Origin of the sequence: Streptomyces sp. UG1 (assembly GCF_049974585.1) — a bacterium.
In the GTDB taxonomy this organism is placed as follows: Bacteria; Actinomycetota; Actinomycetes; order Streptomycetales; family Streptomycetaceae; genus Streptomyces.
This window is the reverse complement of the sequence record NZ_JBNGGG010000020.1, coordinates 108,475-121,415: the sequence shown is the minus strand read 5'-3', so window position 1 is coordinate 121,415 and position 12,941 is coordinate 108,475. Positions and strand designations below refer to the sequence as shown.

General features: G+C 70.9%; 13 protein-coding genes. 7 read left to right on the top strand and 6 right to left on the bottom strand.

The genetic code is table 11. The features are described 5' to 3' along the window. Positions 1 to 62 precede the first annotated feature (62 nt). The 3 genes from ACP4J3_RS23050 (at position 63) to ACP4J3_RS23040 (ending at position 4,360) form a co-directional block, all read left to right on the top strand. Positions 63 to 2,378 carry a thioester reductase domain-containing protein gene (locus ACP4J3_RS23050; RefSeq protein ID WP_426537357.1) on the top strand — a complete coding sequence of 772 codons (2,316 nt, stop codon included), beginning with the start codon at positions 63 to 65 and terminating at the stop codon, positions 2,376 to 2,378. After that, entirely contained in the window at positions 2,375 to 3,517 is a 1,143-nt protein-coding gene (locus ACP4J3_RS23045) for an alpha/beta hydrolase (protein ID WP_426537355.1), read from the top strand. Before ACP4J3_RS23050 ends, ACP4J3_RS23045 begins: the two co-directional genes overlap by 4 nt. Positions 3,518 to 3,580: 63 nt before the next feature. After that, complete coding sequence (locus tag ACP4J3_RS23040) at positions 3,581 to 4,360, top strand: alpha/beta fold hydrolase (RefSeq protein WP_426537353.1); 780 nt, start codon at positions 3,581 to 3,583, stop codon at positions 4,358 to 4,360. A gap of 46 nt (positions 4,361 to 4,406) precedes the next feature. On the opposite strand, the gene ACP4J3_RS23035 is transcribed toward ACP4J3_RS23040, so the two are convergent. After that, the gene (locus tag ACP4J3_RS23035) at positions 4,407 to 5,090 is read right to left on the bottom strand and encodes a lipoprotein (protein WP_426537351.1); all 684 of its coding nucleotides are present in this window, start codon (positions 5,088 to 5,090) and stop codon (positions 4,407 to 4,409) included. A gap of 102 nt (positions 5,091 to 5,192) precedes the next feature. Here ACP4J3_RS23035 and ACP4J3_RS23030 point away from each other — a divergent pair, with 102 nt between their 5' ends. Beyond that, the gene (locus ACP4J3_RS23030) at positions 5,193 to 5,984 is read left to right on the top strand and encodes a maleylpyruvate isomerase family mycothiol-dependent enzyme (protein ID WP_426537349.1); all 792 of its coding nucleotides are present in this window, start codon (positions 5,193 to 5,195) and stop codon (positions 5,982 to 5,984) included. 1 nt (position 5,985) lies between these two features. On the opposite strand, the gene ACP4J3_RS23025 is transcribed toward ACP4J3_RS23030, so the two are convergent. Further along, a complete protein-coding gene (locus ACP4J3_RS23025; RefSeq protein WP_426537347.1) occupies positions 5,986 to 6,612 on the bottom strand; it encodes an NADPH-dependent F420 reductase in 627 nt (208 codons plus the stop codon). 214 nt (positions 6,613 to 6,826) lie between these two features. Between ACP4J3_RS23025 and ACP4J3_RS23020 the strand changes: the two genes are divergently transcribed. After that, positions 6,827 to 7,465, top strand: a complete 639-nt coding sequence (locus tag ACP4J3_RS23020) for a class I SAM-dependent methyltransferase (protein WP_426537345.1) — start codon at positions 6,827 to 6,829, stop codon at positions 7,463 to 7,465. 9 nt (positions 7,466 to 7,474) lie between these two features. On the opposite strand, the gene ACP4J3_RS23015 is transcribed toward ACP4J3_RS23020, so the two are convergent. The 4 genes from ACP4J3_RS23015 to ACP4J3_RS23000 form a co-directional block, all read right to left on the bottom strand. Beyond that, entirely contained in the window at positions 7,475 to 8,497 is a 1,023-nt protein-coding gene (locus tag ACP4J3_RS23015; protein WP_426537343.1) for a LacI family DNA-binding transcriptional regulator, read from the bottom strand. A gap of 76 nt (positions 8,498 to 8,573) precedes the next feature. Then, complete coding sequence (locus ACP4J3_RS23010; protein ID WP_426537341.1) at positions 8,574 to 9,410, bottom strand: ATP-binding cassette domain-containing protein; 837 nt, start codon at positions 9,408 to 9,410, stop codon at positions 8,574 to 8,576. Then, entirely contained in the window at positions 9,407 to 10,420 is a 1,014-nt protein-coding gene (locus ACP4J3_RS23005; protein WP_426537339.1) for an ABC transporter permease, read from the bottom strand. The genes ACP4J3_RS23010 and ACP4J3_RS23005 overlap by 4 nt, the downstream gene beginning before the upstream one ends. Before the next feature lie 152 nt (positions 10,421 to 10,572). Further along, positions 10,573 to 11,595 (bottom strand): sugar ABC transporter substrate-binding protein, encoded by a 1,023-nt coding sequence (locus ACP4J3_RS23000; RefSeq protein WP_426537337.1) that lies wholly within the window; start codon positions 11,593 to 11,595, stop codon positions 10,573 to 10,575. A gap of 350 nt (positions 11,596 to 11,945) precedes the next feature. On the opposite strand from ACP4J3_RS23000, the gene ACP4J3_RS22995 reads away from it, so the two are divergent. Both ACP4J3_RS22995 and ACP4J3_RS22990 read left to right on the top strand, forming a co-directional pair. Further along, positions 11,946 to 12,530 (top strand): dihydrofolate reductase family protein, encoded by a 585-nt coding sequence (locus tag ACP4J3_RS22995; RefSeq protein WP_426537335.1) that lies wholly within the window; start codon positions 11,946 to 11,948, stop codon positions 12,528 to 12,530. Then, entirely contained in the window at positions 12,527 to 12,940 is a 414-nt protein-coding gene (locus tag ACP4J3_RS22990) for a VOC family protein (RefSeq protein ID WP_426537333.1), read from the top strand. The genes ACP4J3_RS22995 and ACP4J3_RS22990 overlap by 4 nt, the downstream gene beginning before the upstream one ends. Position 12,941 lies beyond the last annotated feature (1 nt).

The following is a 12,941-nucleotide window of genomic DNA, read 5'->3' as shown; positions in this document are numbered from 1 at the left end:
GGGACGTGAGCAGAAGCGGATGGCGGCGATGAAAGGGCAGGACAACACCGTGAAGGGCTCTCATGCGTGAGGTGAACGACAACGCGTCGGCGGCCGCCGACCAGCGGGCGACCGCGGAGGCGATAGAGCGGGGCGGTGTCGGGCTGACCGTGACCGACCTGCTGGCCAGGGTCAAGGGGGCGACGAAGCCGCCCGAGCGGCCCGAAGTCGACGCTCCGGGTGGTGTCCTCCCGCGTGACCTTGATGAACTCGCCACCGCCATCGCGGTCGTGGCGGGCCGCTACGTCCCCGCAGGACAGCTGTCGCCCGACGCCGACTTCTTCGACGCAGGAGGCACCTCCGTGAACGCCGTCGAACTGGTCTCGGCGCTGGAGGGCGAGCTGGGCGTGTCGGTCGACCTGGACGAGGTGTTCGCCGACGCCCGGCCCATCGCCTTGGCCAAGCGCGGGCTGGGGAGCACGGGAGCCGTGATCGCCGTGCCGGAGCCGGTCGAGTCGGCGATGCCCATGGCCGCCGCCCCACCCCTCACCACCCCGCCGGACTCCACAGCCCGCCCCGAGGACCTCACCCAGATCCTCGCCGACCTGGCCCTCGCCGACCGCCTCCCCTTCACCGCCTCGCCCGAACCCCTCCCGCCCCGCCGCGTCCTGCTGACCGGCGCCACCGGCTTCCTCGGCAGCCATATGCTCCTGGACCTGCTGCGGCACAGCGACGCCCACGTGCACTGCCTGGTCCGCGCCGCCGACGAGGAGGCGGCCACGGCCCGGCTCGGCGAGGCGCTGGGGAGCTATGGCCTGCCCTGGTCGTCGGAGGTCCGCCGCCGGATCACCGTGCTCCCCGGCGACATCCGCGATCCGCGCCTGGGCCTGTCCGACGACCTCTGGCACACCCTCGCCCACGAACTGGACAGCGTCGTCTCGGTCGCGGCGGCCGTGGACTTCCTGCGCGGCTACCAGTCCCTGCGCACCAGCAACGTCCTCGGCGCCCTCACCCTCGCCGAACTCGCCGCGACCGGCCGCCCCAAGCCGCTGCACCACATCTCCTCCATCGCCGTCTTCAACGAGGTCGGCATCCCCTCCATGGGAGAGGACGACCCCCTCGCGCACATCGACCGGCTCGTCGCCGGCTACGACCAGACCAAGTGGGCCGCGGAAGTCGCCCTGCGGCGCGCCCGGGACCACGGCCTGGTGGTGACCGCCCTGCGGCCGGGCGGCATCGGCGGCCACACCAAGACCGGCGCCTACAACCCGCAGGACCTCAGCAGCGGCCTCATCTCGGCCTTCGGCCGCTTCCGCACCGTCCCCGCCTTCCGCTACCTCAACGCCGCCCCGGTCGACTGGGTCAGCCGCGTCGCCGTCGCCGTCGTCTGCGAGCCCGACGCCTGGGGCTTCGACTACAACCTCACCGGCGTGCCCAACACCCTCGACGACGTCGTCCGGGACATGGCGTTCGGCGGCATGCACGTGCGCGTACAGGACTGGGACGAGTGGCGCACCGACGCCCTCGCCCGTCTGGAGGCCGAGCCGGTCCCCGAACTGGCCTTCCTCACCCGCGTGTTGCAGAGCCCCACGGCACTGAAGCTGTGCGAGGCGACCCTCAAGGGCCCGGCCGCCACCGCCGACCGCACCACCGCACTCGTCGAGGCCCTGGGCCTGCCGCCCGCCGCCCGTTACGACGCCCGCGCCCAGGTCAAGACGTTCGAGGCCCTGGCCCACGACGGCCTGGCCCGCCTCCCGCACAAGGACGACCAGCCCTACCTGTGGTTCACCGAGACCACCCGGGGCGGCGTCGGCCCCGTCGGGGGCAGCCCCGACACCCCGTGCTCCATGTCCCTCACCCTCTCCATCGCGAGCATGCACCAACTGGTGACGGACCGCCGCGTCGACGTCCGGGGCGAGATCACCTGCCCGGCCCTGCACGCCGAGCCGCTGACCGTGGAGCGCGGCGACATCTGGATCCGCCCCGAGGAGGGCATCCCGCAGCGGCACGGCCTGCGCCACCAACTCCTGCGTTACCGACTTGAGTTGACGGACACCGACGGTGGCCGCTGGTGGCTGGAGGGCCACAAGTACGCCCGCGCCCGCCGCGACGTCTGGCGCCAGACCCGGGCCCTCACCGTGGAACTCGGCCGCGAAGGCGAACCGGCGAGCCTCGCCGGCGAAGTCGTCGTGCCCGCGGATTCCTACGTACGCGACCAGATCGACGGCATCAAGGTCGACCCGCGTCTGACCAGCCAGGAGAAGCGCGCCGCCAAGCTCACCTGGCTCGCCTGGTTCGGCCTGGAGATGGGCCGCGGCCTGCTCGGCCCCTTCGCCCGGGCCGCCGCGGACCTGCTCGACCTGCGCCGCACCCAGACCTCCACGGAGCACCACCGATGATCTTCCGCACACCGAACCCCAGGACCACCACCCGGCCCGCCCTGCGCAGGGTCAGGACCACCACGGCCCTGCGCCCCCTGAGCCACCGCCTCGACCCGGCGAAGGTCGAGGAGATCCCGTTCCGCACGAGCGACGGCCTACGCCTCGGCCTGACCCGCATCGACCCCGGTGACCGGGGCCGCCCCGCCGTGCTGCTCCTGCACGGGCACACCGCCTCGGCCGACATGTTCCTGCTGCCCGAGACCCGCAACCTCGTCGACGTCCTCCTGGACGAGGGCTACGAGCCCTGGCTGCTCGACTGGCGGGGCAGTCGCCGGCTGCCCTACAACGAGACGGGCCGCCGCTACACCTACGACGACGTCGCCCTGTACGACATCCCCGAGGCCGTCGCCCACATCCGCACCCGCATCGGCGACCGCCCCCTGTTCGCGGTCGCCCACTGCATCGGCTCGCTCACCCTGTCCCTGAGCATGACGGCGGGCCTGGTGCCCGGCCTCGCGGGCGTCGTCTCCCAGGGCGTCTTCCTCACCCCGAAGCTCGCGGGCCGCACCTCCCTGCGCATGACGCTGGCCGGGGAACTGCTGAAGTCCCGTATCGACCACATCCCCGTCGACTTCCGCCAGGTCGGCCTGTGGTCGAAGTACACCCCGCTGTTCGCGCTGGCCTCCCGCAAGGCCACCTGCCCGGACCCGACTTGCCAGATCCTGCACAACTCGGCCTGGGGGACCGGCGCCTCCCTGTTCGTCCACGAGCACCTGACCGACACCACCCACGGTCGGCTCGCCGACCTCCTCGGCCCCGCGCCCCTGTGGATCCTGCCGCACCTGCGCCGCATCGAACTCGCCCGCACCGTCGTCCGCTGGCACGACACCGACCACCGCTACCGCGCCCTCCCGCAGAACGCCCTGGACGCGGCCGCCCGCATCGACACCCCCGTCCTGCTCCTCGCGGGCAGCGAGAACGGCCTGTGGCTCGACTCCCAGCAGCTCTGCCACGACGTCCTCGCCCACCGCGAGCCACAGCTCGACGTGACGTACATCGAGATCCCCGGCTACGGCCACCTCGACACGTTCCTCGGCCGGGGAGCGGCCCTCGACGTGTACGGCCACATCCTCGATTTCCTGGGCGAACGCCGGTGACTACCGCCCACCGGGCCGGATACCCTACCGATCAGTAACCGCAGCGCACGCCAGGAGGCGACCATGCCGCAGCTCGAAGTCGACGGCGCGACACTGACGTACGACGACGAGGGCCCCCGCGACGGCGAGGCCGTGCCCCTGGTGTTCGTCCACGGCTGGACGGCGGACCGGCACCGCTGGGACCACCAGATGGCGCACTTCGCCGAGCGGCGGCGCGTGGTCCGGCTCGACCTGCGCGGGCACGGCGAGAGCACCGGAGCGGGCGCGCGCAGGGTCGGTGACCTCGCCGAGGACGTCCTCGCTCTCCTCGATCACCTCAAGATCGAGCGGTTCGTGATCATCGGCCACTCCATGGGCGGCATGATCGCCCAGACCATCGCGCTCGCCCACCCGGAGCGGGTCGAGCGCATGGTGCTGGTGAACTCGATCGGGAAGATGGCCTACAGCCGCGGCCGCGCCCTGCTGATGGCCGCCTCGACACTCGCCCCCTTCAAGCTGTTCGTCGCCGCCAACATCCAGCGCGCCTTCGCCCCCGGCTACCCGCGCGAGGAGATCCGCGAGTACATCCGCGCCTCCGCCCAGACCCCCCGGGAAGTCGTCATGACGCTCTACGGCGCCATGCGCGCCTTCGACATCCTGGACCAGGTCGGACAGATACAGGTCCCGACCCTGATGGTGCACGGCTACCACGACATCCAGCTCCCCCTCTCCCAGATGCTGCGCATGGCCAAGGCCTACCCGGACGCGGTGGTCCGCGTGCTGGACGCCGGCCATGAACTGCCGGTGGAGAAGCCCGCCGAACTGACGACGGCACTGGACCGCTTCCTCACCGACCGCCCGTAGCAGGGCAGTGCTGGAACTCCTCGAAACGTCCGAACCGCAGCATGCTTCAGCCGGCCCGCAGTGTCCGCTTGGCGAGCTCGTACGCCGGCAGCATCGCCCGGTGCTCGTCGGTGTCCATCCCGCCGAGGTGGATGACGACCGGCCCCCGCTTCGTGGCGACGGCCAGCGCGGACTCCTCCTTCGTCTCGTCCAGGAGCTCGCTGGTGACGAGGTACTTCACCTCGGCACCGGTGAGGCCGCCCGTCTCGAACGCGCTGTACTTCGCCTTGCTCACCCCCTTCTCCGCCTTCACGAAGGCCTCCAGCACGGCACGCGCGTCGCCGTCACCCGCCTTGCCCTTCCAGATGCGCAGGAAGCCGATGTTCCCGGCCGGCTTGGCGTCGATCTCGCAGGTGGCCGTGACCGGGCCCTGGTGCAGAAGGGCGCCGGCGATCTCCTGGGCCAGTTCGCTGTCGGCTTCCCCGGAGCCGTCCTCGCCGTCGACGGCCTCCGCCTTCCAGCCCTCGGCGATGTCGAAGGTGACGGGCAGTTCGCACGCCGATCCGGCCGCGCCGATGGTGCCCCCGCTCTTCACCGCCGGATCGTCGGCACCGGCCGGCTCGGCCGATGCCGATGCGCTCGAGGTCGCCTTCGGATCGTCCTCCGCCGTCCCCGAACAGGCCGTCAGCACCCCGGCCAGCAACGCCGCCTGGGCCAGCCGACGCCGCACATGTCCCGCCCCCACCAACACCGTGATCTCCCCACCCAATACCGCTTACGGATCTTGCTCAGGCGGCACACAGTATCCGAGACCACCGACAAGGCCCCTGTGGCCCTGCGGCATCATGAGGCGATGACCTCGCTGACCTTCGACCGCTACTGCGACGAGATCGTCTCCCAGACCGAACGGCTCACCACCCATGTGCGCGGCGCGGACCTGACCGCCCCGGTGCGCACCTGCCCCGGCTGGAACCTGGGGCAACTGCTGCGGCACGTGGGCGGCGACCACCGCTGGGCGGAGGAGATCGTCCGGACCCGGTCCACCGGTCCCGTCCCCGACGGCCTGGTCAACGATCTCACCGCGTACACCGACGAGGACGCGTCCGTCCTGATCCCGTGGCTCACCGAGGGCGCGGCTCGGCTCAGCGCAACCCTCCGCGCCGCCGGGCCCGACGCCCAGGCGTGGAACCCCTCCGAGGAGAAGCCGGCGCCGGTGGTGTTCTGGGCGCGGCGCATGACGTACGAGACCGTCGTGCACCGGGCCGACGCGGCCCTGGCGTTCGGCGCCGGGTTCGGGCTGGAGGACGATCTCGCCGTCGACGCGGTGGAGGAATGGCTGGAGTACTCCACCTTCCCCGAGGCGTTCGAGCCCCGGCCGGACCTCCCCGACCTGCTCGGCCCCGACCGCACGCTCCACTTCGACGCGGCCGGCGCCGGGCGATGGCTCGTCGACCTCACCGGAGAGCGGCCCGTCTGGCGCCCCGGGGCCGGCGAAGCCACCGCGACCGCCCGCGGCACGGTGACCGACCTGCTCCTGTTCTTCTACAGGCGACCCGCGCCCGCCGTCGAGATCAAGGGCGACGCCGCCCTCCTCGACCTGTGGCGGACCCGCGCGGGCTTCTGGCTGGAGGCGCCGGAGGGGTGAGCTACCCGGCCGCGCGGGTGACCACGTTGATGTTGAACGCGTGGGCGCCCAGGCCGCCCGCGATGCCCATGAAGAGCAGCGCGAAGTGCTCCTGCCCGCGGGCCGTGGTGATGCCCCCGATGTCGAGCTGCGACGACGGGGGCCAGCCGAGGTCGGTGAGCAGGCGGCCGGTGGTCCGCTTGGCCTCGGCGTCGTCGCCGGAGAGGAAGACGGTGCTCGGGCCGTCGAGGCTGTCCGCGGCGATCATGACCGTCGAGTCCATCGTGCACAGCGTCTTGACGACACAGGTCGCGGGAAAGGCCTCCTGGATCTGTTCGCCCAGGCTGCGGTTGGGGTGCGAGAGCTCGGTGTAGTCGTCGGAGAGGCCGACCCCGACGTCGATCAGGAGCTTGCCGGCCAGCGCCGGTTGCCCGATGGAGTGCAGCAGCCCGACCGAGACGGTCCCGGGGGTTGCGTTGACCAGTGCCTCCGCGTGCGCCGCCGTCTCGTCCAGGCCCGCCACCGGGAGACCGAGGCCGGTGCGTTCCCTCGGTTCGCGCGAGCCGAGCAGCACATCGTGCCCTGCGGCTCGCCAGCCCTGGGCCAGCGCGCGTGCCACATTGCCGGTACCAAGAAGTCCTATACGCATGGCTCGACGCTAGGCGCGGCGAGGGCTCGGCGAATCGGGCCGCGGGCCCGGGCGGACCGGCACCAAAGTCGTACTCCTCAGGTCCCGTCCCCCGGTGGCTTTGCCGGAACGGCAAGTCTCTTTGTCGTCGATCGGAGCATCCCGCAGGCTTCGTAGGCGTGGACCGGGCCCTGGCCCGAGTCCCGCCATCGAACCCGCGCACTCCGGAGGCGACATGACCGAGACCAACTCCCTGACGGCGGCCGAGTTCTGGGAGGCCCGCTACCGCGACGGCGGCAAGCTGTGGAGCGGCCGCCCCAACTCCCTGCTCGTGCGCGAGGCCGGCCACCTCGCCCCGAGCAGGGCCCTCGACCTCGGCTGCGGCGAGGGCGCCGACGCGGTGTGGCTCGCCTCGCGCGGCTGGCGGGTCACCGGCGTCGACATCTCCCACACGGCGCTGGAGCGCGCCGCGCTGCATGCCGCCGAGGCCGGTGTGAGCGACCGTACGGCCTGGGAGCGTCATGTGCTGGGCGAGACGTTCCCCGAGGGCCCCTTCGACCTGGTCAACGCGCAGTTCCTGCAGTCGCCGGTCGAGCTGGACCAGCAGCGGATCCTGCGGCGGGCCGCCGACGCCGTCGCGGCGGGCGGCACCCTGCTCCTCGTCATGCACGCCGGCTGGCCGTCCTGGCAGACCGAGCCACCCTTCGACGCGGAGTTCCCGACACTGCGCGGCGTCCTCGACGAACTCGCGCTGCCGGAAGCCGACTGGACCGTGGAGACGCTGGAGACGGTGCGCAGCGCGCACGTGTCGCCGGAGGGTGTGGAGGGCTTCCGGGAGGACAACGTGTGGCGCATTCGGCGGGGTGACGCCTGAGGCTCCGGCCTACGGCTCGGGCGCGGCTTGCTCTCCCGACCCCCGGACGATCAGCCGAGTGGGAACAGTGATGGTGCGAGCGCGGGAGCGGTCGCCGTCGAGGCGGGACAGGGCGGTGGCCGCGGCGCTGCGGCCGATTTCCTCGGGGTCCTGGGCGACGACCGTCAGGGCGGGTTCAAGGGCCTCGGCGAGGGCCACGTCGTCGAAGGCGACGACCGCTACGTTCTTGCGCTTGCTGCGGGCGAGTTCGGCGACGATGCCGAGCGCCATCATGTTGTTGCCGGCGAACAGGGCCGTGGGGGGATCGGCCAGTTCGAGGAGTTGGGAGGTCGCGGCCTGAGCCCCCTGCTGGTCGTGTGCGCTGGCGACCAGCGAGCGGTCGTAGGGGATGTCGGCTTCCTGCAGCGCCGCGCGGTATCCGGCGAGGCGTTCGCGGCGGGTGTACAGCTTGACGGGCAGGTCGCCGACGAATCCGATGCGGCGGTGCCCGTGGGCGATCAGGTGGGTGACGCCGTCGTGGGTGCCTGAGCGGTTGGTGCTGACGACGCTGTCCGTGGACAGACCGACTCCTGGTCGGTCGAGGAAGACGATGGGCAGCCCCGCCGTGCGGTGCGACTTGAGGTGGGAGTGGTCCGCGCCGACGGACGGCACGACGATCAGGACGCTGACGCGCCGGGCGAGGAACTTGTCCGTCAGGGCGCGTTCGCGGTCGGGGTCGTCCGCGGAGGAGCCCATGAGCAGGGTGAGTCCGCGCTCTCGGACCGTGTCCTCGATGCCGCGCGCCACGGCTCCGAAGAACGGGTTGGCGAGGTCGGGGATGACCAGGCCGATGGTGGTGTCCGGGCCGCCGACGCGGATGTTGCGCGCCATGAGGTTCGGCTGGAAGCCCAGCTTGGCCACCGCGGCGAGTACCTGTGTCCGCGTCTGCGCCGAGACGGGTCCGTCCTCGTTGAGGACGCGGGAGACCGTCTTGGCGCTGACGCCCACTTCTCGGGCGACGTCGGCCAATGTCGGGCGGCGGCTCGCTGCCATGGAGGAAACCGTCTCCTGAGTGCTCCCGGGTTCCGGCCGCGGCCTCGGCCGGAACGTGCGAGAGCGGGTTGCGCTGTCAGGTGGCCTGTACTCCGGCGGCCTTCGCAGCCTCGGAATCGGCTACGACAGTACCTCCGGCCTCGTCGACGCTCAGCGCGCCGGTCATGATGGCGACGACCTCCGCCATGGAGTAGTCCGACGGCTTGATCAGGGCGGCGCGCCGGCCGAGGCGGTGGACGTGGATGCGGTCGGCGATCTCGAAGACATGCGGCATGTTGTGACTGATCAGCACGACCGGCATGCCCTTGTCGCGGACGCGGCGGATGAGGTCGAGGACCTGACCGGACTCCTTGACGCCGAGGGCGGCGGTGGGCTCGTCCATGACGACGACGCTGCGGGCCCACGCGACCGCGCGGGCGACGGCCACGGCCTGCCGCTGTCCGCCGGAGAGGGTCTCGACCGACTGGGTGAGCGAGCGCAGGCCGATCTTCAGGTCGGCCATGTGCTCGGCGGCCTCCTGGCGCATGCGCTTCTTGTCGAGCATGCGGAAGGCGCTGCCGAGGATGCCGGGGCGGCGCAGTTCGCGGCCGAGGAACATGTTGGAGGCGATGTCCATGGAGGCGGCCACGGCGAGGTCCTGGTAGACCGTCTCGATGCCGTGGGCGCGGGCGCTCTGCGGGCCGGAGAAGGTGATGGGCTTGCCGCCCAGGCGTATCTCGCCCGCGTCCGGGATCACCGCGCCGGTAAGGGCCTTGATCAGGCTGGTCTTGCCGGCGCCGTTGTCGCCGATGACGGCGAGGACCTCGCCGGGCAGCAGGTCGAAGTCGGCGCCGTCGATGGCGGTGACGTGCCCGTAGCGCTTGACCAGACCGCGGGCCTGCAGGACAGGGGTGGGGGAGCCGGTGATGGTCATCGGGCCTTCTTCCGGGAGATCTGGTCGACGGTCACCGCGAGGATCACCAGGATTCCGGTGATGAGGGTCTGGTAGATGGAGGCGACGCCCATGAGCTGCAGGCCGTTGCGGAAGACGCCGACGATGAGGACGCCGATGAACGTGCCCAGGACCGAGCCGCGTCCGCCGAAGAGGCTGGTGCCGCCGAGCACCACGGCGGTGATGCTGTCGAGGTTGTCGGTCTGCCCGGCCTGTGGGTCGCCCACGCCGGTACGGGAGATGAGCAGCAGGGCGGCGATGCCGTAGAGGAGGCCGGCCACCGTGTAGACGCCGATGGTCAGCCGGGAGGTGCGGATGCCGTTCAGCCGCGCCGCTTCCGGGCTGTTGCCCAGGGCGTAGACGTGCCGGCCCCAACTGGTGCTGCTCAGGGCGTAGGCGAGCAGGAGGAACAGGGCGATGGTGACCAGCGAGCCGTAGGTGATGTCGGTCTTGCCGAGCGGGAAGGTCTGCCCGAGAGCCGTCAGCGGGCCGGGCAGATTGGTGACCGTCTGTTCCTCGGAGTAGATGTGGGTCAGCGCGAACGCCACGTTGAGCATGCCGAGGGTGACGATGAACGGCGGCAGCGGGATCTTCTTCACCAGCGCCCCGTTCAGCATGCCGAAGCCACCGCAGACGGCGAGGCCCAGCGCGATCGCGGCGAGTGGCGGCAGGGTGCCCTCGGCGGCCATCTTGGCGATCATGATGCTGCCGAACGCCATCACTGCACCGCAGGACAGGTCGATGCCCGCGGTGAGGATGATCAGGGTCTGGCCGATGGCGAGGGTGCCGACGACCATGACCTGCTGCACGATCAGCGAGAAGTTCCCGCCGGTCAGGAACTGGTCGGTCGAGAAGGAGAAGAAGACACAGGCCAGGAGGAGGGCGACCAGCGGGCCGGTGGTCGGCTGCGTGAGCAGTCTGCGGACCGTGGTCGGGGCTTTGAGCTCCGCGTACGGCTTGGACGTGGAGGGTGGCGTGGACGTGGCAGTCATGCGAAGTCCTTGTCGGAAGACTCAAGTCCTTGTGCGTCCTCGTGCGGTCCTTGCCGGACGGCGGGAGGACGAGGGGCGGCCGTCCCGGTCGGGGAGGAGGGGCCGGCCGCTCCGCTGACGGTGTCGAACGGCGGTGGCTGGGGGCCGGCGGCTCAGCCCCAGCAGTTCTCCAGGCCGTAGGCGGTGTCCTTGGACGTGACCCCGTCCTGCGCCTTGTCGGTGATCAGGGTGACGCCGGTGTCGGTGTAGCCGGACGCCTTCTTGCCGTCCTTGGCGAACGTCGCGACAGCCTTGACGCCCTCGGCGGCCATCTTCAGCGGGTACTGCTGCGAAGTCGCGGCGATCTTGCCGTCCTTGACGGCCTGGGTGCCGGTGCAGCCGCCGTCGACGGAGACGATCAGCACGTCCTTCTCCCGGCCCTTGGCCTTCAGCGCGGTGTACGCGCCCAGCGCCGCGGGTTCGTTGATGGTGTAGACGACGTTGATGCCGGGCGCCTTCTGCAGGCAGTTCTCCATCGCCGTCTGGCCCTTGGCCTGGTCGCCGCCGGTGTCCTGGGAGCAGACGACGGAGGAGTCGCCCTCCTTGACGCCGAAGCCCTTCAGGAAGCCGTCGTGCCGCTGAATGCCCACGGAGACGCCCGGCGCGAGGTCGAGGGTGGCTATCTTCGCCTCCTTGCCCTGCATGGCGGCCTTGGCGTACTGACCGATCAGCTCGCCGGCCTTGAAGTTGTCGGTGGCGAAGAGCGCGTCGACCGCGCTCTCCGGCTCCGTCGGCGTGTCCAGGGCGATGACCAGGACTCCCTTGGCCTTGGCCTTCTCGACGGCCGGCACGATCGCCTTGGAGTCGCTCGGCGTGATCAGGATGCCCTTCACCCCGGCGGCGACCATGTTCTCGATGGCGGTGACCTGACCGGCGTTGTCCCCGTCGAACTTGCCCGCAGCGGTGGACAGTTCGACGCCGTTCTCCTTGGCGGCCTTCTCCGCGCCCTCCTTCATCTTCACGAAGAACGGGTTGGTGTCGGTCTTGGTGATCAGACCGACCTTGACGCTGCCCGATCCGGCGCTCACGGAGCCCGATCCCGATCCGGATCCACAGGCGGTCAGGGTGAGGGCCGCGATGCCCGTGCAAGCGGCGGCTCTGAGCAACGAGGAGGACGGACGAGAGATGCGTGACATGAACAACTCCTGCGGGATCGCGGGCGATCGGCCGGCATCGGGGCATGCCGTCCCGATGTGTCATCGTTGACTTATGTCATCGTTGACACTGCTTGGCCAGGATGATGGACTCCGCCTCCGGGCAACGTCAATGCCTTGCACCCGTCACAAATCGGCAACGCCCGGGGCGGCGTCCCGCCCGAAGCCGCTCAAGGACTGCCCGCAACGCGCCCGTTCTGCGGACGCGTGTGTTCGGTTCGTCGAGCGCGATGAGATTGCCTGCTGCCTGAAGTCTTCCCCTTCGACAGCCTCGCCCCGACGGGGCGGGAAGCGGAACATCCCCACGCCCTGGAGGAGCGATGCAGGCCACCATGAGCAATCCGATTCGGCTGTACATGTCGATGTCGCTCGACGGCTACGTCGCCGGTCCGGACGATCGACCGGGCCAGGAGCTCGGACGCGACGGTGGACGTCTCTTCAACTGGCTCGACGACCGGGAATCCGACGGCCCCAGCGGGCAGGTCTATCGCGAGGCGCTGGCGACCGGCGCGGTGATCTCCGGCCGACGGACCTTCGAACTCGCCGGGCGATGGCAGGGCGACCACCACGACGGTGTGCCGATCTTCGTCCTCACCCACCACGTGGATGACGGGGATGTGCCACCCGGCCACGCACGCTTCGTCACCGACGTCGATGACTGCGCCCGTCAGGCTCGCGCGGCCGCCGGGGACCGGCCGGTCATGGTCCACGGGGCGGGCGCGGCCCAAGCGCTCCTGCGAGCCGGGCACATCGACGAGATGGAGATCCACCTGGTTCAGGTCCTCCTCGGCGACGGCCGAAGACTGTTCGACCACCTCGGTGGCGATCACATCGAACTCGACCTCGTCCGACGGCTCGAGGACCGAGACGTCACGCACCTCCGCTACCGGGTGCGCCGACCCGAGGAGGCCGCGTGAAGACGCTCTTCGTCGCCTACCGCGTCACCGACCTGGACCGCTCGCTCGCTTTCTACACCGCTCTGGGCTACGTCGAGCTGGGCAGGATCGCGGGCGGCGACGGGAGCCACCTCGTGCTCCTCAAATTCCCCGGCGAACCGGCGGCCTCGCTCGAACTGGTCCATCGCCCCGTCGGCGGACGTGTCGACGTGGGCAGCGGTGTCGACCACCTCGCGATCCAGGTGGACACACTGGCCGCCACCTTGGAGCGGCTGACCGACGCCGGGCTGGAGCCGGGACCTGTCCAGTACCCGGGCGGCCCTCGCGGCCCGAAGACGTCGTGGCTCACCGACCCGGACGGCTACCGGATCGAGTTGGTGCAGTGGCCGCCTGGACACCCCGACGGCATCACCGCCGCGAACTTCTCCTGAG